Source organism: Nonomuraea sp. NPDC049378 (assembly GCF_055586745.1).
Genome location: NZ_JBVJHP010000008.1, coordinates 310,364 through 329,998 on the forward strand (window position 1 = coordinate 310,364; position 19,635 = coordinate 329,998).

19 protein-coding genes are annotated in these 19,635 nt (G+C 70.0%); 13 read left to right on the plus strand and 6 right to left on the minus strand.

The features are described 5' to 3' along the window. The first annotated feature begins 2 nt into the window (after positions 1 to 2). The 4 genes from ACZ6SA_RS19770 to ACZ6SA_RS19785 all read left to right on the plus strand — a co-directional run bounded on the left by ACZ6SA_RS19770 (position 3) and on the right by ACZ6SA_RS19785 (position 4,691). Positions 3 to 1,100, plus strand: a complete 1,098-nt coding sequence (locus ACZ6SA_RS19770; protein WP_347647799.1) for an ABC transporter substrate-binding protein — start codon at positions 3 to 5, stop codon at positions 1,098 to 1,100. A 13-nt stretch (positions 1,101 to 1,113) separates the two neighbouring features. Beyond that, the gene (locus ACZ6SA_RS19775) at positions 1,114 to 2,820 is read left to right on the plus strand and encodes an ABC transporter permease subunit (protein WP_347647798.1); all 1,707 of its coding nucleotides are present in this window, start codon (positions 1,114 to 1,116) and stop codon (positions 2,818 to 2,820) included. After that, complete coding sequence (locus tag ACZ6SA_RS19780; protein WP_347647797.1) at positions 2,817 to 3,749, plus strand: succinylglutamate desuccinylase/aspartoacylase family protein; 933 nt, start codon at positions 2,817 to 2,819, stop codon at positions 3,747 to 3,749. Before ACZ6SA_RS19775 ends, ACZ6SA_RS19780 begins: the two co-directional genes overlap by 4 nt. A gap of 90 nt (positions 3,750 to 3,839) precedes the next feature. Continuing rightward, positions 3,840 to 4,691 (plus strand): SPFH domain-containing protein, encoded by an 852-nt coding sequence (locus ACZ6SA_RS19785; protein ID WP_347647796.1) that lies wholly within the window; start codon positions 3,840 to 3,842, stop codon positions 4,689 to 4,691. A 78-nt stretch (positions 4,692 to 4,769) separates the two neighbouring features. On the opposite strand, the gene ACZ6SA_RS19790 is transcribed toward ACZ6SA_RS19785, so the two are convergent. Then, a complete protein-coding gene (locus ACZ6SA_RS19790) occupies positions 4,770 to 5,285 on the minus strand; it encodes a helix-turn-helix domain-containing protein (RefSeq protein WP_465829414.1) in 516 nt (171 codons plus the stop codon). A gap of 103 nt (positions 5,286 to 5,388) precedes the next feature. Between ACZ6SA_RS19790 and ACZ6SA_RS19795 the strand changes: the two genes are divergently transcribed. Continuing rightward, positions 5,389 to 6,243, plus strand: a complete 855-nt coding sequence (locus tag ACZ6SA_RS19795) for an NAD(P)H-binding protein (protein WP_465829416.1) — start codon at positions 5,389 to 5,391, stop codon at positions 6,241 to 6,243. A gap of 70 nt (positions 6,244 to 6,313) precedes the next feature. On the opposite strand, the gene ACZ6SA_RS19800 is transcribed toward ACZ6SA_RS19795, so the two are convergent. From ACZ6SA_RS19800 to ACZ6SA_RS19820, 5 genes are all read right to left on the minus strand, one after another. After that, the gene (locus ACZ6SA_RS19800) at positions 6,314 to 6,544 is read right to left on the minus strand and encodes a hypothetical protein (protein WP_347647793.1); all 231 of its coding nucleotides are present in this window, start codon (positions 6,542 to 6,544) and stop codon (positions 6,314 to 6,316) included. Positions 6,545 to 6,612: 68 nt separating this feature from the next. Then, the gene (locus ACZ6SA_RS19805) at positions 6,613 to 6,909 is read right to left on the minus strand and encodes a hypothetical protein (protein ID WP_465829418.1); all 297 of its coding nucleotides are present in this window, start codon (positions 6,907 to 6,909) and stop codon (positions 6,613 to 6,615) included. Positions 6,910 to 6,964: 55 nt separating this feature from the next. After that, positions 6,965 to 8,494, minus strand: a complete 1,530-nt coding sequence (locus tag ACZ6SA_RS19810) for an alpha/beta fold hydrolase (RefSeq protein ID WP_465829420.1) — start codon at positions 8,492 to 8,494, stop codon at positions 6,965 to 6,967. Between the two features lie 145 nt (positions 8,495 to 8,639). Beyond that, positions 8,640 to 9,536 (minus strand): sugar phosphate isomerase/epimerase family protein, encoded by an 897-nt coding sequence (locus ACZ6SA_RS19815; RefSeq protein WP_465829422.1) that lies wholly within the window; start codon positions 9,534 to 9,536, stop codon positions 8,640 to 8,642. Between the two features lie 9 nt (positions 9,537 to 9,545). Beyond that, a complete protein-coding gene (locus ACZ6SA_RS19820) occupies positions 9,546 to 11,681 on the minus strand; it encodes a PQQ-dependent sugar dehydrogenase (protein ID WP_465829424.1) in 2,136 nt (711 codons plus the stop codon). Positions 11,682 to 12,328: 647 nt separating this feature from the next. Between ACZ6SA_RS19820 and ACZ6SA_RS19825 the strand changes: the two genes are divergently transcribed. The 8 genes from ACZ6SA_RS19825 (at position 12,329) to ACZ6SA_RS19860 (ending at position 19,572) form a co-directional block, all read left to right on the plus strand. Beyond that, on the plus strand, positions 12,329 to 13,054 hold the full coding sequence (locus tag ACZ6SA_RS19825) for a GntR family transcriptional regulator (protein ID WP_465829426.1): 726 nt from the start codon (positions 12,329 to 12,331) through the stop codon (positions 13,052 to 13,054). Positions 13,055 to 13,111: 57 nt separating this feature from the next. Beyond that, complete coding sequence (locus ACZ6SA_RS19830) at positions 13,112 to 13,261, plus strand: hypothetical protein (protein ID WP_347647786.1); 150 nt, start codon at positions 13,112 to 13,114, stop codon at positions 13,259 to 13,261. A gap of 211 nt (positions 13,262 to 13,472) precedes the next feature. Continuing rightward, positions 13,473 to 14,234 carry an NAD(P)-dependent oxidoreductase gene (locus ACZ6SA_RS19835; protein WP_347647785.1) on the plus strand — a complete coding sequence of 254 codons (762 nt, stop codon included), beginning with the start codon at positions 13,473 to 13,475 and terminating at the stop codon, positions 14,232 to 14,234. Between the two features lie 50 nt (positions 14,235 to 14,284). Next, positions 14,285 to 14,986 carry a PIG-L deacetylase family protein gene (locus ACZ6SA_RS19840; protein WP_347647784.1) on the plus strand — a complete coding sequence of 234 codons (702 nt, stop codon included), beginning with the start codon at positions 14,285 to 14,287 and terminating at the stop codon, positions 14,984 to 14,986. Continuing rightward, positions 14,983 to 15,621: an RraA family protein gene (locus ACZ6SA_RS19845; RefSeq protein ID WP_347647783.1), complete on the plus strand. Its 639-nt coding sequence runs from the start codon at positions 14,983 to 14,985 to the stop codon at positions 15,619 to 15,621. Before ACZ6SA_RS19840 ends, ACZ6SA_RS19845 begins: the two co-directional genes overlap by 4 nt. After that, positions 15,618 to 16,697 carry an ABC transporter ATP-binding protein gene (locus ACZ6SA_RS19850; RefSeq protein WP_347647782.1) on the plus strand — a complete coding sequence of 360 codons (1,080 nt, stop codon included), beginning with the start codon at positions 15,618 to 15,620 and terminating at the stop codon, positions 16,695 to 16,697. Before ACZ6SA_RS19845 ends, ACZ6SA_RS19850 begins: the two co-directional genes overlap by 4 nt. Continuing rightward, complete coding sequence (locus ACZ6SA_RS19855) at positions 16,697 to 18,451, plus strand: ABC transporter permease (protein WP_347647781.1); 1,755 nt, start codon at positions 16,697 to 16,699, stop codon at positions 18,449 to 18,451. The genes ACZ6SA_RS19850 and ACZ6SA_RS19855 overlap by 1 nt, the downstream gene beginning before the upstream one ends. A gap of 23 nt (positions 18,452 to 18,474) precedes the next feature. Continuing rightward, entirely contained in the window at positions 18,475 to 19,572 is a 1,098-nt protein-coding gene (locus ACZ6SA_RS19860; RefSeq protein WP_347647780.1) for an ABC transporter substrate-binding protein, read from the plus strand. Positions 19,573 to 19,635: the final 63 nt, after the last annotated feature.

Sequence of the window (19,635 nt, forward strand, 5' to 3'; positions counted from 1 at the left end):
AAATGACGGATATCTCGCGACGCCGGTTTCTCGGTACCGCGGCCGGAACGGCGGGCCTGGCGCTCGCCACGGCCTGCGGCAGCGTGTCCCCCCAGTCCGCCGCGCCGTCCGCGTCGAAGGGCGGCAAGCTCACCCTGACCATGTTCGCCTTCCTGGGCGGCGACCTCGGCAAGATGCCCAAGGAGTTCGCCAAGGAGTACATGGCCTCCCACAAGAACGTCGAGCTCAAGATCTACGAGCAGTCGAACTCCGTCGGCTACACCAAGATGCTGGCCCAGAAGAAGGCCGCCCCCGACCGGCCGCTGGTCAACTTCGGCTTCTTCAACGCCCAGACCTCCGTCCAGGGCGCCGACGACAAGATGTTCACCAAGCTCGACTACGCGGCGATGAGCAACGCCGCCGACATCGACGAGCGGTTCCGCTACGACGACGGCATCGGCATCGGCATCGGCATCGACCAGCTCGGCCTGCTCTACAACAAGCAGGAGATCGCGCGGGCCCCCGGCTCGTGGGCCGACCTGTGGAACCACGCCCACCAGGGAAAGGTCGCGTTCTTCTCCTTCCCCTGGTACGCCGTCTACATGGCCGCCAAGCTCAACGGCGGCGGCCTGGAGAACATGGAGCCCGGCTGGGAGTTGTGGAAGCGCGAGGCCGGGCAGATCCGGCTGCTGGTCGAGTCGAACCCGCAGTACCTCAACGTGCTCAGCAACGGCACCGCGCCGCTGACCGCCTACTTCGCCGGCACCGGACAGCAGTGGATCAACTCCGGCGCCCCGCTGGCGTACGTCGTGCCCAAGGAGGGCGCGATCCCGCTGCCGGTCAACCTCCAGGCCGTCGCGGGCCAGTCGCAGAGCCAGCTCGAGGCCATCCACGACATCATCAACGAGATGCTCTCGCCCAAGTGGTGCGCCCGCTGGGCGGAGACGAGCGTCGAGGTGCCCGCCAACACCAAGGCCGAGCTGCCCGAGAACCTGGCCGGGCTGCCCGCCTTCAGCAAGGCGACCAGCGACGGGTTCCAGCAGATCGACTACGGCATCGTGGGACGCAACAACGCCGAGTGGCAGAAACGCTGGGAAACCGACGTCGCCTCGCGCATCTGAGAGGCCCGGCGACATGCGCAGACATCGCACGGCCTACCTGCTGGCGGCGCCCAGCGTCGTCCTGCTGGCCGGTGTGTTCGCAGGGGCCATGCTCACCCTGCTCGAATACAGCTTCCACCAGTATCTGCCCGACGGCACCGACATCGCGCACACCACGGCCACCTGGCAGACGTTCCTGACGGGCGGCTACCACTGGCAGATCGTCAGGGAGACCGTGGTGCTCGGCCTGATCACCACGGTCGCCGCCGCGGTGGTCGGCTATCCCACGGCCTACGCCCTGCACCGGGTGCGGCGGTCGCGGTGGCGTTACGTGGGCCTGTTCATCATCTTCGCCCCGCTGCTGACCAGCGTCGTGTCCCGCACCTACGGCTGGGAGCTGATCCTGGGCGACAGCGGGGTGCTCAACAGCCTGCTCGAACCGGCCGGGCTCGGCCCCGTGGAGCTGCTCTACGAGCGCTCGTCCGTGGTGATCGCGCTGGTGCACATCCTGCTGCCGTTCATGGTCTTCCCGATCACCCAGTCGCTCGGGCAGCTCGACCCGGCGTTCGGGGAGGCGGCGGGCGACCTCGGCGCGGGCGCGTTCCTGCGCTTCGTCAAGGTCACGCTGCCGCTGACCATGCCCGGCCTGATCGGCGGGGCACAGCTGGTGTTCGCGCTGTCGATCAGCTCGTTCGCCACGCCCAGCCTGCTCGGCGGCGGGCGGGTGAACGTGCTGGCCACCGAGATCTACGACAACGTCAACAACGTCGACTGGCCGCTCGCGGCGGTGTCGTCGTACGCGCTGCTCGCGCTGGCCGTCGTCGCGCTGGGCGTCTTCGGCTGGCTGCAGCGGCGCAGCGGGCGGGCCGAGCAGGGCGGGGTGACGGCGGCGGGCGCGGCCTCCACCGGAGCGCGCGGCTGGAGCGTGTGGCTCGCGATCGTCTACGCCTACGTGCTGCTGCCGCTGGTCATCATCGTCATCAACTCGTTCTCGTCCGTCTCGTACGGCACGTGGCCGCCGCCGGGGCTGTCGGCCAAGTGGTACGCCAACCTCTTCGAGCAGGAAGGGCTGGGCGCGGCGACCCTGCTGAGCCTGGAGGTGGCGATCGCGGCCACCGTCCTCGCCATGGTCATCGGCACGGCCGTCGCGGTGGCGCTGGTCCGGCACCGCATGCCGGGGCGCGGGCCGCTGCAGTCGTTCGTGCTCTCGCCCACCGTCGTGCCCAAGGTGGCCTTCGGCTTCGCCGGGTTCATCTACCTGCACCGGCTGGGCCTGTTCGGCGGGGTGGCCGGCCTGGTCGTGACGCACACCGTGATCGTGCTGCCGTTCGTCGTCATCGTGGTGACGGCGGCGCTGATGCGGGCCGACGCCACCCTCGACGCGGCCGCCAAGGACCTGGGGGCCGCGCCGCTGCGGGCCTTCCGGCTGGCCACGCTGCCGCAGGTCAGGCCCGCGCTGATCGCGGCCGCGCTGTTCGCGTTCGTGGTGAGCTTCGACGAGGTCGACATGACGGTCTTCCTGCTCTCGCCCGACCAGAACACGCTGCCGGTCTGGATGTTCGTCTACATGCAGAAATTTCAGGACCCGACGCTGGCCGCGCTCTCCACCCTGCTCATCGTCGCCGCCCTGGCCGTCGCCGCGACCGTCGCGGTGCTGCTGGCCCGCTCCGGCGTGTTCTCCTCGCTGACCACCTCCCCAGAAGAACCCGTAGAGAAAGTGAAGGAAGGAACCTCCGCATGACCGTCGAACAGATCCCGGTGACCACCCTGGCCAGTGGCCACCGCCTGGAGCTGACCGTGCACACCCTGCGAGGCGCCTCCGACGGCCCGCGCATGGTGATGTTCGGCGGCATCCACGGCGACGAGCCGATGGGATCGGAGACGGTCCGCCGCCTCCTGGATGCCATCGACCCCGCCCATCTCAGCGGCACCGTCGTCGCGGTCCCCGTGGCCAACCCGTACGCCCACCAGGCGCTGACCCGCAACACGCCGCTCGACGGCGTCAACCTCAACCGCATCTTCCCCGGCGACAGGGGCGGCAGCGTCACCGAGCAGCTGGCCGCCGTGCTCTCCGGGATCCTGGAGGGCGCCGACTACTTCATCGACTTCCACTCGGGCGGCAACTTCGCCACCGTCGAGTACGCCTACCTGCACGACGCCGGCGCCGAGATGTCGCGCGCGTACGGCACGTCCGTGCTCTACCGCGGCCACCCCTACGGCGGGTCGGCCACCGGCTGGGCGCTGGAGAAGGGCGTGCGCTGCATGGTCAGCGAGCTCGGCGGCGGCGGCCAGCGCATCGAGCACTACCTGAGGCGGGGCGTCGACGGCACGCTGAACGTCCTGCGCGCCGTCGGCATGCTGCCGGGCGACCCGGTGGCGCCGCCGGAGGACCAGGTGGTCGTGGACACGCTGACCACGCTCAGGCCCACCGTCGGCGGCACCGTGCTGTCGGACTTCGGCGCCGCACGCCTGGGCGAGCGCGTCCCCAAGGGCACGGTGCTGGCCAAGGTCGTCAGCCCGTACACGTCCGAGGAGCTCGAAGTGATCACCGCGCCGTACGAGCCGAGCATCCTGGTCCTCGGCCGCGAGCACCTGACCAACGTCGCGCCCGGCGACTACGGCTTCATGGTCGCCGACGGGGCCACCGCCAAGCCGGCCGACCCGGGCTGAGCGACAGGGACGCGTGGAGGGATGCCGAAGCGTCACGCAGCGTCGCCGTGATGCGTACTACCGTCATCGGGTATGAGGCACACCACCGTCATGACATCGTTAGCCGCCGCCTTTCTGGTCGCCGGTTGCTCGATCACCACCCCCGAGCCCGACCAGAAGGGCATCGTCTACGACGCGGGCATCTTCTCCGACACCACGTTCCAGAACTGCGTCGAGCCGGGCGTGCGCGACGTGTCCGGCCCGGGAGACCAGGGTTACGTCTATCCGGCCGGCCAGCGCACGTTCGAGTTCGCCGCCGACCCCAATGATCCGGAAGGGGAGAAGACGAAGCCGGGGGCCGAGTCCGGGCCGCTGACGATGTGGACCAAGGACCCGCTGGAGATGCGGGTGTCCGGCGTCGTCACGTTCTCGCTCACCAGCGACTGCAAGACGTTGCGGCAGTTCCACGAGCAGATCGGGCTGAAGTACGACGCCGACACCGACGAGGGCTGGGACAAACTGCTCAGCGTCTACATCGGGCAGCCGCTCGACCGGGCCCTCGACGCGGCCAGCAAGGAGTTCGCCTGGCGCGAGCTGACCTACCGCGACCCGCAGGCCAAGCAGCAGTGGGAGGCGAAGGTCGCCGAGTACATGGGGCAGTTCCTGCGCGAGCAGGGCGGCACCGCCTTCTTCGACAAGTTCTCGGTCACGCTGCAGCAGCCGCAGCCGCCGCTGAAGGTGCGCGAGGCGATGGCCGCCGTCCAGCAGGCTCAGGAGGAGAACACGGCGCAGAAGGCGAAGAACGAGAAGGCGCGCACCGAACTGGAGGCCATCAAGGCGCTGAAGGACGTGCTCGGCGCGCAGGGCGCGGTCATGTGGCAGGCCGTCAAGGACGGGCGCATCCAGATCATCGTCTCCGACAGCGGCCAGATCAACGTCACGCCGAACCAGGGTCGGAAGTGAACTGAGCGCCCGTGTACAGACTGATCGTCAGGTCGATCGGAGCGGGCGCGGATCGCCCGAGCCGGCGACCCATGGCGGTCACGTCCGGTCGCGATGGCGTTGTGGACTGATCCCCCGGGCTCGTTTGAAGGCGGCGCTGAACGCGAACGCGCTCCCGTAACCGACCTGACGGGCTATGGAGTCAATCGTGGCGTCTGAGTCCTCAAGGAGATCGGCGGCCAGGTCGATGCGCCGTCCTGTGAGGTATGCCATGGGTGGCATACCGATGAGATCGGTGAAGCGGCGGGCCAGCGTCGCTCGGGACACTCCGGTCCGCCCGGCGAGCGCAGCCACCGTCCAGGGATGGTCCAGGTGGCCGTGCATGAGTCGCAGGGCAGGCCCGACGACGGGATCCTGGCTGGCTCGGTACAAGGCTGGCGCATCGGCATCGGGCTGGATGAACCATGTGCGGAGGAGCGCGACGAGCAGGGAATCCAGAAGTCGGTCGAGTACGAGATCTTGGCCCGGCTCGTTCCGCACGGTCTCCTCGGCGAGTAGCGACACCAGCACAGATCCGCTGTGGGCGGCCCGGGGGATGACCAGAAGCGGCGGCAACGCGTTGACAAGGGGTCCACTGGCGCAGTGTAAGACGCACCATTATGGATACGCGAGCCTCGAGCATGGCCGGTGAACACGACGTACTGGTGGACTGTGGATCATGACAGCGACTGCTCCAACGACGTTGGTCCTCGCGGGGACCGGTAAGACCGGACGCCGCGTCGTGTCCGGGCTCGTAGCGCGTGAAGTGCCGGTACGCATGGGCTCACGGCGTGCCGAGCTGCCTTTCGACTGGCAGGACGACACCACATGGGAACCCGCGCTGCGAGGCATGGACGCGGCTTATGTGGCCTTCTATCCTGATGCGGCGTTCCCCGGTGCGGCCAGGACCGTGGGTTCCTTCGCAGACCTGGCGGTGGCCTGCGGCGTCCGGCGCCTCGTTCTGCTTGCTGACCGCGGTTCTGCCGAGGCCGAGCGGTGTGAACAGGCGGTGCGGGACTCGGGTGCGGAGTGGACCATCGTGCGGGTGGGCTTCATCACCCAGAACTTCAGCGAGGGGTTCCTCGTAGAGATGGTCCGCGCCGGTGTGGTCGCGCTTCCGGCTGGCGATGTCGCGGAACCGTTCACTGACGCAGAGGACATCGCGGATGTCGCCGTTGCGGCGCTGACGGAGAACGACCATGCCGGCCGGATCCACGAAGTGACCGGACCACGACTGCTCACCTTCGGCGATGCCGTCAGCGAGATAGCGAGGGCGACCCGCAGGGAGGTTCGGTATCTGCCGCTCAGTCCTGAGGAGTTCGTCTCATCCCTGACCGGACGAGGCGTACCGGCCGAGTACGCGACGCAACTGGCCGGCCTGATGGTCGAGGTCTTCGACGGCCGTAGGTCCAACGTGACCGACACCGTCGAGCGCATTCTTGGCCGGCCGCCCCGCGACTTCGCGGATTACGCGCACCAAACCGCAGCAACCGGTGTCTGGGATACCCACGCTCAGTCCTCTGGTGGAGCCTGACGTGCTACACGGGCACTGAGCGGCCCACCCCCGGTCGGCACCTGTCCGCCGGGTCAGGCGAGCCGGGGCCTCAGAGCTTGAAGAGCTTGGGGTACGGCGCGGCGATGCGGCGGGTCTGGGCGCCGAAGTCGACGAGGACGGCGACGCCTTCCTCGACCCCGACGACCGAACCGAGGCCGTAGGTGTCATGGCTCACCATGTCCTGCAGGACGAAGCTCTCGAGCGGGGGCGGGGCGACTTCGGGGACGTTGAACGGGCTCCCGGGAAGGCGTCGCCGAGGTGCGGATCGGTTTGACGTCATTGATACAGTATGCGCTGTTTCTGGGGAAAATATCTCGATCTTCGCATTGAAAACGGTGTTTGTGCAGGTCAGGGGGTTGACGACGGGTGGCGACCGCGCACGGCATGTCGCCGCCGCAGATCAAAGGCGTGACAGAGCACCGCCAAAGCATGGGTGGCACGCCTAAGCCGCAGATCCACCGGCTGAGCGTGACCTCCGTTCCGCCCGACCAGGCGGCCATCGACATCACCGTCGAGCGGCCCATCCTGCACGTCGAACTCGACCAGGGCGGCGGCCGGCGGCTGCACGTCATCAACGTGCACCTGAAATCCAAGCTGCCCACCGAGATCCCCGGTCAGAAGATCGACACAGACAGTCCCCGCCACGGCCCGGGTCGTCGCCACCTTCCAGGTCGACTGACCCCTGAGGACAGCCGCCCGGTCAGGCCGGTTCCGGGCGTGTGGGGCAGGAGTCGGTGGTCCGGCCGGTCTCGAAGTACGCGAGCACCTTCGTGACGCAGCCGGGCACCTTGATGGCGGAGCCGTGCACGTCGTCGTCCATGCGCACCAAGGTGCCGCCGATGGTCTTCTGCGTGGCGACGACGCCCTCCCACGGCGACAGGTTCTCGTACCGGTGGCCCGACAACATCAACGAGCCGCCGTGGCGCTTGAGCGGCGTCTTGTTGACCGGCAGCGGCCATCCCGCGCACGCCGGCGCGACGGGGGTGGCCCGGCCGATCACCGGGTAGCGCTTCAGGCGCTTCTGGTAGGCGTTCCAGGCCGACTCGAACGAGCGCGCGCCCAGATCCTCGTTGCAGTGGTACGCGAGGTTCGCCGTCTTGTCGGTGCCGGAGGGCGCGCCGGACGGCGGGCTGCCGAACACCTTCCCGACCGTCGGCGGGGCGTTCGGCCCTTCGGCGTCCCGCAGTTCGCTCAGCACCTGGGCCATCTGGGACCAGTTGAAGCTCGCGCTGCCCGCGGCCTGGGAGATCAGAGCACCGTCCACGGTGAGGTCGATGTCAGTGAAGGTCAGAGGCTCCTCGTCATACGACTTCCGCATCTTCTCCACCGCCGACACCACCTGCCGGCGGGTCGTGCCGAGCCCGTACTCGTCGTCCCGCTCGGCGATCCAGGCGGCCATGCGCCGGAAGTTGCGGTCGGTGGCCTCGGCGCGCAACTCCGTGGCGACGTCCGTCCTGGAGTAAGGCGGTGCCGGGCTGTCGAGCCACATCCGGGCGATCTTGCCGCCGTGGATGCTGCGCAGGACGGTGCCGAGCCATCCGCCCCAGGAGACGCCGTAGAAGCTGATCTTCTTCTCGCCCAGCGCGGCGCGGATCCTGTCGACGTCATGGGCCGCGTTCTCGGTGGTGAGCTGCCCGATGAGCTCGGGGTTCGACTCGGCGCACGCCTTGTTCTTCTTGACCGTCTGGTCGTAGGCCTTCCTGGCCTGCTCCTCCGTGACCGGGCCCGGCTGCGGCCGTCCGCCCTGGCCGCCGCCGGAGCAGTCGGCCTTGGTGCTCCGGCCCACACCCCGAGGGTCGAATCCGATCAGGTCGTAGCGGTCGTCCAGCTCGACGCCCGTGGCGACGAACTCGACGGGCATCAGATAGCCGCTGCCGCCCGGTCCTCCGGGGTTGAGCACCATGGTGCCGAGCCGGCGCTTCTGGTCGGTGGCCTTCAGCCTGGTCAGAGCAACGGTGATCTGCTCGCCGCGCGGGTCGTCGTAGTCACGGGGGACGCTGATGGTTCCGCACTCCATGCGGTCAACCAGTTGCCTGGCCTTGGCGAGCTGCTCCTCGGACAACTTCCTGCCCAGCTCGTCGTCCGAAATCGCAGGGCACGTCGCCCAATCGACGGCGGAGGGCTTGGTCCAGGCGCTCACCGCCGCGGTCGGCGAGGCGAGGGCGACGGAGCCCGTCAGCAGAGCTCCCAAGGTCATGCCGGTCATGCCGGCCGCTGTCGTGCGATTCACAACTCGAAGTCCTTCGGAAGGAACGCACCGCGGAGACGACACCGCGGTGTGCCGGAAATTCCGGGCTTCTCAGTTGTGCACCAGCGGCCGTTTCCGCCGCGTTTCCGAGCCGGCCCCCACCCGAGCGGGTGGGGGCCCGGCGTCCCTAGAACCGCACCTTCCGCAGGTAGCGGTACCCGACCTCCGCCGTACGCCGGGGCGTCACGTCGGGGGTGTCGTTCTCGACGATGTACTCGATCACCCGGTGCTTGTCGAAGATCCGCCGGAAGTCGATCGTCCCGGCGCCGAGGTCGGCCATGTCGCCGTCGAGATGCCGGTCCTTGACGTGGAACTGCAGGACCCGCTGCGGCGCCCGGCGGATCACGTCGAGCGTGAAACGCACCGGATCGCGCTCGCCGCGCCCGACGCCGCCGGTGACCGCCCAGTAGAGGTCGATCTCCAGGTGGACCAGGCGCGGATCGAGCTCTGAGGTGAGCACGTCCCAGGGCGTCCTGCCGCCCCCGAGGTCGATGGTGAACTCGTGGGCGTGGTTGTGGTAGCCGTAGCGCAGCCCGGCCTTGCGCGCGGCGGCCGCCTCCACGTTCATGCGCTCGGCCCAGGCCTTCCACTGGTCCTCGCTGTCGGAGTTCAGGTAGGGCACGACCATGAACGACTGGCCGAGCGTCAGCGCGTTCTCGATCTTGGTCTCCAGCCCGGCGTCGTCGGCGCTGATGTCGTCGTGGCTGGAGGTGGAGCGGATGCCGATCCCGTCGAGGAACTCACGCAGCTGCTTGGCCGTACGGCCGAAATAGCCCAGCGCCAGCTCGACCTTGGGGTAGCCGATCTCGGCCAGGTAGGTGAGCGTGGCGTCGTAGTTCTGGGCGAGGTCGTCGCGCACCGTCCAGAGCTGCATGCTGATCTGGCCCGGCGGGATGCGGTGCTTGCGGTGGTGGTGGGGCGGCGTGGCGGCGGCGGGCGAGGCGGCGCCGGCGATGGCCGCCGTCCCGAGCCCGAGTCCCGCAGCCAGCAGCGAGCGCCTGCTGGGGCCGTAGCCGTAACACATGGGGATCTCCTATCGCGTGGGCTGGAGCACGACCCTGTCGGTGCCGGTCAGCGGCGGCAGATCGCCGCCGGGGTCGGTGTAGGTGGCGACGAAGACGCCGGTCAGCTCGTCGGTCTCCGGGTCGTGCCCGCTCGGCTCGGTGGTCTGGATGGAGCCGGTGCAGCCGCGGGCCGTCGTCTGCGGATGGCCGTGGTCGTCGTGGCCGAGGATGTAGTCCACGGTCACGTCGGCGCAGTCGACCTCCTGGTCATCGGTGACCCGCACCTCGAACTCGACCACGTCGCCGAACGTGAACGGGTCGCCGTCCACGGGCCTGACCAGCTCCACGACCGGCGTGGCGTTGCCCACCACGATCCGCACCGACGTCGCCGCCGACCTGCCGTGCCGGTCGGTGACCTTCAGCGTGGCCTCGTACAGGCCGTTCTCCTCGTACGTGAACGACCCCTCTGCGCGGCGGGAGTCGACCCGCCCGTCGGCGTCGAAGTCCCACGCGTAGCTGAGCCGGTCGCCGTCGGCGTCGGTGGTGCCGTCGGCGGTGAAGGCGACGGCGAGCGGCGCGTGGCCGGCCGTCACCGACGCCGTGGCCGCGGGGACGGGAGTGTGGTTGCCGGTGTTGCCGATGTAGTCGTAGCGCGCCAGCTGGGCGTCCTCGTTCTCCTGGAAATAGCCGTCGCCGTACTCCAGCACGTAGAGGGCGCCGTCGGGGCCGAACTCCATGTCCATCGGGTTGTCGAAGACGAGCGACGGCAGCACGTCCTCGATGCGCCCGTCACGGTGGAACGCCTTCACGTAGTCGCGGGTCCACTCGTAGAACAGCGGGACGCCGTCGTAGTGCTTCGGCCAGCCCACCGCCGTGCGTCCGTGCGTGTCACGCCGGTCGTAGTCGTAGGCCGGGCCCGCCATCGGGCCGATGCCGCCGGTGCCCAGCTGCGGGAACTCCGCCGAAGGGCCGTACGAGTACCACACCTGCGGTTGCACGACCGGCGGCAGCTCGCGCCTGCCGGTGTTGTGCGGCGACTCGTTGACGGGCGCGGCGCAGTCGAACGCCGCGCCGGACGCGCCGGTCGCGAAGTCGTAGTCGACGTACGGGAGCCGCGCCGTCGCGCAGTACGGCCAGCCGTAGTTGCCGGCCTTGCGGATCGTCGTCCACTTGCCCGTGCCCGCCGGGCCGCGCTGGGGGTCGGCCTCCTGCTCGTCGGGGGAGTAGTCGCCCACGTACAGGTCCCCGGTGGAGCGGTTGAGCTCGATCCTGAAGGGGTTGCGCAGGCCCATCGCGTAGATCTCCGGCCGGGTGCGCGGCGTGCCGGGCTTGAAGAGGTTGCCGCGCGGGATCGTGTACGAGCCGTCCGCGCGGACCTTGACGCGCAGGATCTTGCCCCGCAGGTCGTCGGTGTTGCCGGAGCTGCGCTGGGCGTCGAAGGCGGGGTTGCGGTCGGGCCGCTCGTCGATCGGGGTGAAGCCGTCGGAGGAGAACGGGTTGGTGTCGTCGCCGGTCGACAGGTAGAGGTTGCCCTGGGCGTCGAACACGATGTCGCCGCCGACATGGCAGCAGATGCCGCGGTCCACCGGCACGTCCAGGACGCGCTGCTCGGTGCGCAGGTCGATCGTGTCGCCGGTGAGGCGGAATCGGGACAGCCGGATCAGCCCCTTGAAGGGCGCGAAGTCGTCCGGCGTGCCGGTGAGCGGGGCGTCGCCCTCGTTGACGTCGGGGGTGGCCGGGTCGTCGACGGGGGTGTCGAGCGGCGGGGAGTAGTAGAGGTAGACCCAGTCGTCCTTCTTCGATCCCTGGCCGAAGCCGGGGCTGAGGGCGATGCTCTGCAGCCCTTCCTCGTCGTGCTGGTAGACGTCGAGCCGCGCGGCCAGGGTGTTGAGGCCGGTCTCGGGGTCGTGCAGCCAGACCTCGCCCTTCCTGGTGGTGTGCAGCACCCGCGAGTCCGGTAACACCGCCAGGTCCATGGGCTCGCCCGGATGGTCGTTCAGCGTCACCTTCTGGAACTGGTCGTCGGGCGGCGGGGCCGCGCCTCCGGACGTCCCGGAGGCCGGCGCAGCGGCCGGCGCGGTGGCGGTCGCGGCGGCGTTCGTGGTGGCGCCCGACAGGAGGATCGCCGCAGCAGCGATGGCCGCGATCACGGTTCTCGTTCCCATCAGATCCTCCTGAGGGGGCCGTCGCCCTGAGGCGACGGGGGAATGGGGAGCGGGAGGGGCGCCAAGGCCCGAGCATGCCCTGACCTGTCGGGTCCGCGCATCACGGATGCCCTTCCTGTTTGTCGGCGCCAGCAGATATCGTGACGTTGTTGTTACCGAGCGTGATGAGAGGTGGGCCGGGTTCGCCTGTACGGCGTGCGGGCAGGCCGCGCTCGCCGACGCGAACGCGGCGGTCAACATCCCGGGGGCAGGGCTCGCCCTTCGCCAGGCTGCGGAAGCGGCTCAGCGAGAAGCCGCTCCCTTCAGGAAGCGGAGGAGTCACGCCTCTCCCTTCGGTCTGCTCGGGGGGTCAAGAGAGAGCGAAGCACCGTGAATGTAACCCGGCTTCCGCCGGCCAAGGAGGCCCCAATTTCGTTGGCTGGAGCACTTTCGCCTCCGATCGGACTAAGTGCTTCGCGCGGCCTGCGGGCACCTCCGAGCACGGCGCCGGCGCCCGGCCTGAGCACGCGCGGGCGCCGGCCGCGCCCTCCCGTCCACCGGAAAGGTGATACTTCCCTTGCCCGGTCAGCCGTTACGCTGCTGGGCACGATTGGTGACAATATCGCTGACATCTCAGCGGATGAGCGATGGTACGGGGGGAGCTGGACTTGTCGGCTGACCTGGGTGCGTCCGGGGCCGGTGCCGCGGCTCCGGCTGGGCCCGTGCCCGCCCGGCGGGGGGAGAGCGACGCGGACGCCGTGCTCGGCGAGATCCGCGATGCCATCGTCAGGGGCGAATACGTGCCCGACCAGCGCCTGGTGGAGGCCGACCTGAGCGCGCGCTTCGGCGCCGGCCGCAGCGCCGTCCGCGCGGCGCTGCTCCAGCTGGCCAACGAAGGGCTGGTGGAGCGCGTGCAGAACCGTGGCGCGCGGGTGCGGACCGTCTCCCTGGAGGAGGCGATCGAGATCTCCGAGGTGCGGATGGTGGTCGAGGGCCTGTGCGCGGCCAAGGCGGCCGGGCGGGCGACCGCCGCCGACGCGGCGGAGCTGCGCGGGATCGGCGCCCGGATGGAGGCGGCCGTGGCCATGGGCGACGTGCTCGGCTACTCCGAGGCCAACCAGCTGCTGCACCGGCGGATCCGCGACCTCAGCGGCCAGGGCACCGCGGAGCGGGTCCTGGAGCGGCTGCGCGCGCAGGGCGTGCGCCACCAGTTCCGCCTGGCGCTCCAGCCCGGCCGCCCCGCCGTCTCGCTGCCGGAGCATCTGGCGATCATCGAGGCGATCTGCGCCGGTGACGCCCGGGCGGCCGAGCGGGCGGTCCGCCGCCACCTCACCAGCGTGATCGAGGCCCTGAAGGCGACGAATCCCCGACCGGCGGGAACGTCGTTGCGGTAATCGCCCGGCCCGCCCGCCTCTTGGCGGTTGTCGCACAGATTGTTACTCCGGGCTGCGTTGACGTCGGCGTGCTCAACGAAACCGCACGGTTTCGCCCGGGCCTCCTACGACACCGCCGTCGAGTTCCACCGCGAGACCGGCCTGATCGACCGGTTCCCGTCGTACGAGGAGATCGTCCCGGAGAGCCTGAGGATCGCCGGGTCCTGACGCCCGCCGCCAGGACTTCAAGATCGCGGGTCGCGGCCGGTGGGGTGGCCGGCAGACGCCGGGGCCCATGAGCCGGGGCCCGGCTCGGGGGAATGCCCGCGACCAGGTCCGGAAATCCGCCGGTCATTCGACCGAAATAGGGTTGACATTGGCCATCAAATTGTCAACAATTCTGGCTACTGTTTCATCGACAGGATGGTCGGGAGTCGGCGTGACAAAGATCGCGATGTTGGGACTGGGTGAGGCCGGTCGGATTTACGCACGTGACCTGCGTGCAGCCGGCTTCGACGTGCGGGGCTTCGATCCGTACGCGCAGGCCGGCGACGACGTGGAGCAGGTGTCCTCCGTGGAGGAGGCCGTGGCCGGCGCCGACCTCGTCCTCAGCCTCGTGGGCGCCCGCGCCGCGGAATCGGTCGCCCGGCAGGCTCTTCCTGGTTGTCCGAAACATGCTATCTACGCCGACCTCAACACCGGTTCTCCGGCCCTGAAGCGCACGCTGGCGGAGCTCGCCGCGGCAGAGGACGTCCGGTTCGCCGACGTCGCGGTGCTGGCGCCCGTGCCCCGGCAGGGCGCGCGCACCCCGCTGATGGCCAGCGGGACCGGCGCCGGGACGTTCGCCGACCTCGTGCGGCCCGCCGCCGTGCCCGTGGAGAACATCCCCGGCGGAGCGGGTGCGGCCGCCGCCAGGAAGTTGTTGCGCAGCGTCTTCATGAAGGGCATGGCCGCGCTGATGCTGGAGTGCGAGACGGCCGCCGTCGCCGCGGGCGAGCAGGAATGGCTGCGGGCGCAGATCGTGGCCGAGCTCTCCGGCGACGTCGACCAGCTGATCGACCGGCTGGTCGAGGGCAGCAAGGTGCACGCCGCCCGGCGGGTGCACGAGGTCGAGGACGCCGCAGGCTACCTCGCAGAGCTCGGCCGGCCCTCCTGGGTCATGGAAGCCTCCCGCAGCTGGCTCGCCTCACTGCTGGACTGACCGTCCCCCTCCACCACGAAAGGGCTGTCCAAGACATGACCGTACGAAGAATGCTGGTCGTCGGAGCGCACAGCGCGGACTTCGTCTGGCGCGCCGCGGGCGCCATCGCCAAGCACACCCTGGCCGGCGGCGAAGCCCGCGTGGTGACGCTCTCGTACGGGGAGCGCGGCGAGTCCGGCGAGCTATGGAAGGAGCCCGGCCAGACCGTCGAGAACGTCAAGCGGATCCGGCACGCCGAGGCCACCGAGGCGGCGCAGGCCGTCGGCGCGAGCTATGAATGCTTCGACCTGGGCGACTACCCGCTGCGCGCGGGCGGCGAGGCCATCGACAGGCTCGCCGAGCTGATGCGCGACTACGCCCCCCACGTCGTCCTCACCCACCCGGAGAAGGACCCGTTCAACCCCGACCACCCCGTGGCCTACCAGGTGGTCTCGCAGGCCCGGCTGCTCACCTCCGGCGCGGTCGTCGAGGCGGGGTTCCGCACCGCGCCGCCGTCGGAGTTCCTGGTGTTCGAGCCGCACCAGCCGGACCTGTGCGGGTTCGTCCCCACGGTGTTCGTGGACATCACCGAGGTGTTCGAGGCGAAGGCCAAGGCCATGGACGCGATGAGCGCGCAGGCGTACCTGAAGCAGTACTACACCGAACGCGCCGGGCACCGGGCCAACCACGCCCGCAAGGTCACCGGCGACAAGGCGATCCGGCACGCGGAGGCGTTCCAGCGGATCGTCCCGAACGTGGTGGGGGCGCTGTGAGCGGGCGCGACGACAGGTTCGACGAGCTGGCCCGCCTCGGCGTGGCGACCGTGTACGAGGCGTCCGGCCGCCAGGGCCTGGTCGACGAGGACTTCGTCCAGCTGATTCCCGGCACCGCCGTCGCGGGCCCCGCGCGGATCGCGGTGTGCGGCCCGGCCGACAACCGCGCCGTGCACGAGGCCGCCGCCCGCACCCGTCCCGGCGACGTCGTCGTGCTCACGATGGACAACCCGGTGCCCGTGGCGGTGGTCGGAGACCTGCTCGCCACCCAGTTCAAGGCCCAGGGCGCGGCGGGCCTGCTGATCAACGCCTCGGTGCGCGACGCGGACACGCTGCGCGAGCTCGGCCTGCCGATCTGGGCCCGGTGGATCCGGGTGCGCGGCGCGGCCAAGGCGCACCGCGGCGCGATCGACCGGCCCGCCGTCGTCGGCGGCACGCTGATCCGCCCGGGAGACGCCGTGCTCATGGACGGCGACGGCGTGGCCGTCGTCGCCGCCGAGCGGATCGACGACGTGGTGGCGGCCGGCCAGGCCCGCGAGGCGAAGGAGGCCAAGGCGCGCGAGCAGTACCTCGCGGGCGGGCTCTCCTACGACCTGCACGGCTTCCGCGCGGCCGACGAGAAGGGCTCCCCATGAAGGTCGACGTCCACGGGCTCACCCTGAAGTACGGCGACGCGGTCGCGGTGTCCGACCTCGACCTGACGGTGAACGAGGGGGAGTCCCTTGTCCTCCTCGGCCAGTCGGGCTGCGGGAAGACCAGCACCATGCGCTGCATCGCGGGCCTGGAGACGCCGGCGTCGGCCGTCATCACCATCGGCGACCAGACGGTCTTCGACAGCGGCAGGGGCATCAACCGCGCGCCGAACAAGCGCAACGTCGGCATGGTGTTCCAGTCGTACGCCATCTGGCCGCACATGACCGTCTTCGAGAACGTGGCCTTCCCGCTCAAGATGAAAGGCAGGAAGAAGGCGGAGATCGACCAGGCCGTCCACGAGACGCTCGAACTCGTCGGCCTCGACCACCTCGCCGAGCGCGGGGCCAGCCTGCTGTCCGGCGGCCAGATGCAGCGGGTCGCCCTGGCCCGCAGCCTCGCCATGCAGCCGTCGGTGCTGCTGCTCGACGAGCCGCTGTCCAACCTGGACGCCCGGCTGCGCCACCGGCTCCGGATGGAGCTGCGCGAGCTGCAGTTGCGGCTCAGACTGACCTCGTTGTACGTCACGCACGACCAGGACGAGGCGCTGGCCCTGGCCGACCGGATCGCCCTCATGCAGTCGGGCAAGATCGTGCAGATCGGCGAGCCGCACGAGATCTACGCCAACCCGAAGAGCGCCTCCATCGCGGAGTTCCTCGGGGTCGACAACGTCATCCCTGTCACCCCGCAGGACGCCACCTGCGTCCAGCTGACGGCGACCGGGCAGAAGCTGAAGGTCGAGCCGTACGAGGCGGCCGGAACCCTGCGGCTCTGCGTCCGGGCCGAGGACGTCCTGCTCGCCGCGGGCGGCGCCGGTGACGTCAACGCGCTGCCGGGCACGATCGTCAGCTTCGCGTTCCAGGGCTCCACCGTCGCCTACCGCGTCCGGGTCGGCGACGGGCTGGAGCTGGACGCCGTCCAGATGAAGTCCGCCGGGCCGCCGTTCGGCATGAACGACGCCGTCACCGTGTCGCTGCCGGCCCGCGCGATGCGGGTGCTGCCCGCGGAAGTGGCCGCGTGATGACGTCACAGACCGCCGAGAGGCCCGTACGGAACCGGCCGGCGGGGCTGCCGGGACGCGCCCGCCGCCTGCTGCGGGAGCTGTCGCTGCCCGCGGTGCTGTTCGCGCTGCTCGCCCTGCTGATCCTCGCGCCCGTGGGGCTGGTCGTGTTGTCGGCGTTCGCGTCGGACACCCCACGGCCCGGCAACTTCGACCTGAGCGGGCTGACCCTCGACAACTTCGTCAACGTGGCGAGCGCGGGCTCCTTCAAGGCGGCGCTCAACTCGCTCGCCGTGGGCCTCGGAGCCTCCGCGCTGGCCCTGCTCATCGGCGGTTTCCTGGCCTTCGTCACCGCCCGCACCAACGTGTACGCGCGCGGATTCCTCTACCTGGTGGGCCTGCTGCCGATGTTGCTGCCGTCCTACGTGGGCGCGCTGGCGTGGTCGGTGCTGGGCAGCGAGAACGCCGGGCTGGCCAACATCACGCTGCGGGATCTCGGGCTGCCCGGGTTCGTCGACATCAACAACATCGCCGGCCTGATGGTGGTGCTCGCGCTCTACTACGCGCCGTACGCGTTCCTGCTGATCCACGGGGCGCTGAGCCTGATGAACCCCGACCTGGAGGAGGCCGCCAACGTGCACGGCGCGCCGTTCGGCCAGGTGTTGCGCCGGGTCACCCTGCCGCTGGTCACCCCGGCGTTCCTCGGCGCGGCCGTGCTGATCTTCGTGCTCACCATCGAGAACTTCCCGGTGTCGCAGATCATCGGCGGGGCCGCCGGCGTGGAGACGCTGCCCACGTACATCTACCGGCTGATGAACTCGACGCCGTCGCGCGGCAACGAGGCGGCCGCGGTGGCGATCGCCCTGGTCGTCGTCGTGCTGGTCGTCACCGCGCTGCAGCGGCGGATGCTGGCCAGGCGCACCTTCACCACCGTCTCGGGCAAGGGCATGAAGCCGCGCCGGATCGACCTCGGCGGCTGGCGGCTGCCCGCGCTGCTGGCCGGTCTCGGCTACTTCGTCCTGTCGACCGTGCTTCCCGTGCTCGCGCTGCTGTTCGTGGCGCTGCACGACTCGCCGTACATCGGCACGGTGCTCGGGGCGTTCGGCAAGCCGGACGCGTTCACCGTCGAGGCCTTCACCGACGTGCTCGACTCCAGCATCGCCCAGCGGGCCACGGTCAACAGCGTCGTGGTGTCGGTCGCGGCGGCGCTGCTCGGCACCCTCCTGGCGTTCGCGGTGGCGTACGTGGTGCAGCGCACCAAGCTGCCGGGCCGCCAGCCGCTGGAGTACGTGTCCATGTTGCCCCTGGCGATCCCGGCGATCGTGCTCGGCCTGGGCCTGCTGTGGACGTGGCTGATCATGCCGATCCCGGTGTACGGGACGCTCGCCGTCATGGTGATCGCGTTCGTCGCGGCGCAGATGCCGCAGGGGTTCCGCGGGGTCGCCTCGTCGATCGGCCAGGTCGACCGCGACCTGGAGGACTCGGCCGTGATGCACGGCGCCTCCCGCACCCGGGCGATCGCCACCATCACGGCGCCGCTGCTGCGGGTCGGTCTCACCTCGACCTTCCTGCTGTTGCTCATGTTGTCGATGCGCGAGCTGACGGTGCCGTTGTTCCTCTTCACGTCGGACACGCGGTTGTTGTCGATCGTGATCTTCGACGACTTCGACAACGGGATCCTGCAGCGGGCGGCCGCCACCAGCCTGCTCTACTGCCTGGTGATCCTCGCCCTGTCCATCTTGTCCAGGCGTTTCGGCGCCAGCGAGCAGAGATAGCTCAACTTTCGTAGGGAGACGTCATGAAAGCTGGCCGTACGGGTCGCAGAGCCCTCGCGACAGCCGTCGCCGCGGTCCTGGCGCTGGCCGGATGCGGCGGGTCCGCCGGCGGCGCCGGCGAGGCCTCGAAGCTGGAGGTCGGCGGCGAGCTGATCGCCGACGAGCAGCTGTTCTCGGCCGCCAAGGAGGAAGGCTCCCTGGTCTTCTACACCGGCGGCAGCGAGCACTCGGAGAAGGCCGTCACCGACGCCTTCACGGAGGCGACCGGGATCGAGGTCGAGACCATCCGGCTGGCCCCGAACAAGCTCGCCGAGCGCGTGCTCTCGGAGGTCGGAGCCAAGAAACTCGGCGCCGACGTGATCCGCATCTCGGGGGAGGACATCATCGTCTCCCTCGCCAAGGCCGGAACGTTCCAGAAGACCCCGCTGCAGGCCGCGGTGAAGACCGCGGCGGGTGACGCGATCAAGGACGACGGGCTCTACTTCTCCAGCTTCGACCGGGTCTACTCGTTCGCGTTCAACAACGCCGTCGTCCCCAAGGGCCAGGAGCCGAAGAACTGGGCGGACCTGCTGGACCCGAAGTGGCGGGGCAAGCTCGGGATCGTCCAGGTCGGAGCCGGCGGCAGCACCGCCGCGCTCACCCGGTTCCAGATCGACGAGATCGGCGACGACTTCCTGAAGAAGTACGCCGCCAACAAGCCGCGGATCTTCGACTCGTCCGCGGGGCAGACCGACGCGCTGACGCGCGGCGAGGTGTCCGTGTCGACGATGCCGGTGGCGACGGGGGTCGGGGCCATCGCCGACGGGGCGCCGCTCACGATCGCCGTCCCGGAGGAGGGCGCGGCCGGCTACCCGTTCTACGCGGGCGTGGGCGCGCAGGCGCCGTCGCCGAACGCCGCCAAGGTCTTCTCCGCCTGGCTGCTGTCCAAGGACGCCCAGAAGATCGCCGTGCAGCAGGGCGACTATCCGGTGCGCGCGGACGTCGGCACCCCGAAGGTCGGCGACCAGACCTTCCCCGCCGCCGACTCCGGCTGGCTCTACCGGACGGACGCCGAGACCTCGCTGAAGCACGTCGAGGAGGACGCGAAGCGGTGGCGGCAGATCTTCGGCTACACCGGCTGACGAACCGGTGGCCATCCTCTGGCAGTCCCGGCGGGCGGTCCCGCCGGGCGAAATGATCAAGTG

Excerpts from the sequence above, each read along its gene's own strand:
- ACZ6SA_RS19770 (WP_347647799.1), top strand. The coding sequence starts at position 3 with ATGACGGATATCTCGCGACGCCGGTTTCTCGGTACCGCGGCCGGAACG.
- ACZ6SA_RS19775 (WP_347647798.1), top strand. The coding sequence starts at position 1,114 with ATGCGCAGACATCGCACGGCCTACCTGCTGGCGGCGCCCAGCGTCGTC.
- ACZ6SA_RS19780 (WP_347647797.1), top strand. The coding sequence starts at position 2,817 with ATGACCGTCGAACAGATCCCGGTGACCACCCTGGCCAGTGGCCACCGC.
- ACZ6SA_RS19785 (WP_347647796.1), top strand. The coding sequence starts at position 3,840 with ATGACATCGTTAGCCGCCGCCTTTCTGGTCGCCGGTTGCTCGATCACC.
- ACZ6SA_RS19795 (WP_465829416.1), top strand. The coding sequence starts at position 5,389 with ATGACAGCGACTGCTCCAACGACGTTGGTCCTCGCGGGGACCGGTAAG.
- ACZ6SA_RS19800 (WP_347647793.1), bottom strand. The coding sequence starts at position 6,544 with ATGACGTCAAACCGATCCGCACCTCGGCGACGCCTTCCCGGGAGCCCG.
- ACZ6SA_RS19815 (WP_465829422.1), bottom strand. The coding sequence starts at position 9,536 with ATGTGTTACGGCTACGGCCCCAGCAGGCGCTCGCTGCTGGCTGCGGGA.
- ACZ6SA_RS19820 (WP_465829424.1), bottom strand. The coding sequence starts at position 11,681 with ATGGGAACGAGAACCGTGATCGCGGCCATCGCTGCTGCGGCGATCCTC.
- ACZ6SA_RS19840 (WP_347647784.1), top strand. The coding sequence starts at position 14,285 with ATGCTGGTCGTCGGAGCGCACAGCGCGGACTTCGTCTGGCGCGCCGCG.
- ACZ6SA_RS19850 (WP_347647782.1), top strand. The coding sequence starts at position 15,618 with ATGAAGGTCGACGTCCACGGGCTCACCCTGAAGTACGGCGACGCGGTC.
- ACZ6SA_RS19855 (WP_347647781.1), top strand. The coding sequence starts at position 16,697 with ATGACGTCACAGACCGCCGAGAGGCCCGTACGGAACCGGCCGGCGGGG.
- ACZ6SA_RS19860 (WP_347647780.1), top strand. The coding sequence starts at position 18,475 with ATGAAAGCTGGCCGTACGGGTCGCAGAGCCCTCGCGACAGCCGTCGCC.